Consider the following 1,365-nt stretch of genomic DNA (forward strand, 5'->3'; position numbering starts at 1 on the left):
CCGCACTGCGCGCGTCACTGCTCGACGCCCATCTGGCGCCGCTCATCACGGCGATCCAGTCCGAGGTCCGGGTGGGCACCCGGACGCTGCTCGGCTCGGTCGCCTCCGGCATCGCGCACGGCATCCTGCGGGCCGCCGACGGTCTGCCCGGCTCCACGGTGCAGAGCATCGAGACCCTGCTCGGCGCACTCGGCCTGACCGACCTGATCGAGTTGGTGCCCGGACCGACCGGTGAGCCGACAGTGCAGCGGCGTACCTGCTGCCTCGCCTTCACCCTGCCCCGGCCGAAGGTCTGCCAGGGCTGCTGCGTCCGCTAGGTAAGGGCTGGGCAGACGCGGCTCAGTCGGTCAACGACCGGACGTCCCACACCCACACCCCACCGGTGAAGACCGGTTCGATCCCGGTCAGCTCGGTCATCCCCCGACGCAGCGCGGCCTCGTGCTCGTGTGGCCCGAGGATCACCACCCCCGCCCGCCAGTAGCGCAGGTCGTCGACCGCTCGGACCCGACTCTGCGGGGTGATCGGCGGCACCGCGCCGGTGCGCCGGATGGTGGCGAAGAAGTTGCTGGTGGGTCGCGGAACCGCGCCGAACAGCGCGACCTTCGGCGGGTCGGCGTTCGGGCGGGTGTCCGGGCCGAGGAAGTAGCCCCGTGCCAGCGGCATGTCCAGCCGGGTCGACGCGGACCAGCGCAGCGGCTCCGCGTACGTGGTGTCCGGCAACGGCAGGGTGACCACACTGCGCCCACCGCTCACGTACGGACGCCAGGCCCCACTGGTTACGAAGGTGGGGATCGGGTCGAGGCGGGCCACCGGCAGCGGGGTGGGAACGATCGGCAACAGGGCCATCGTGAGCATGGTGGCGGTGACGAAGCGGATCTGTCCCCGGGCCACCGGGTGCGCGTACGCCAGCTCGCGGGCCCGTTCGGCGCCGTAGGCGAGCAGCAGCCCGATGATCGGGGTGATCGCCAACGCCCAGCGCGTCGGCACCACCGAGTGCAGGATGGGCAGGTTCTCCAACGCCGCCCAGGGGCCCGGCACACCGGTACCCCGGTTGTTGAAGCGGACCTCCCGACCCAGTGAGAGCACCGCGAAGAGCAACCCGAGCCCGGCCAGCGCGAGCACCACTATCGAGCGGCGCAACCACCAGACCAGGGCGATCACCAGCACCACCAGTGCCCAGCCGAAGAAGCTGTTCTCCTCGGTCGGGTTCTTGGCCAGGCCCGCTGCGGTGCGCGCGTTCCCGGCGAGGGACTCCCGGGAGTACGCGACGAACGAGGCCAGGTCACTGGAGTAGCCGCGGATCAGGCGGGACAGCCCGGAGTACGCGTCCGGGCCGAAGAACTGCACGTACAGGGGGTACGCCAG

Annotated in this window: 2 pseudogenes; one reads left to right on the forward strand and one right to left on the reverse strand. The window is 71.4% G+C overall.

Annotated elements, in window-relative coordinates:
* Positions 1–317: pseudogene (locus tag ABZ449_RS42140) on the forward strand (hypothetical protein); the annotation flags it as partial.
* A 22-nt stretch (positions 318–339) separates the two neighbouring features.
* On the opposite strand, the pseudogene ABZ449_RS42145 reads toward ABZ449_RS42140, so the two are convergent.
* Positions 340–1,365 (reverse strand): annotated as a pseudogene (locus ABZ449_RS42145) (glycosyltransferase family 2 protein); the annotation flags it as partial.

The sequence above is a fragment of the Kitasatospora sp. NPDC005856 genome, assembly GCF_040629945.1.
Classification (GTDB): domain Bacteria; phylum Actinomycetota; class Actinomycetes; order Streptomycetales; family Streptomycetaceae; genus Kitasatospora.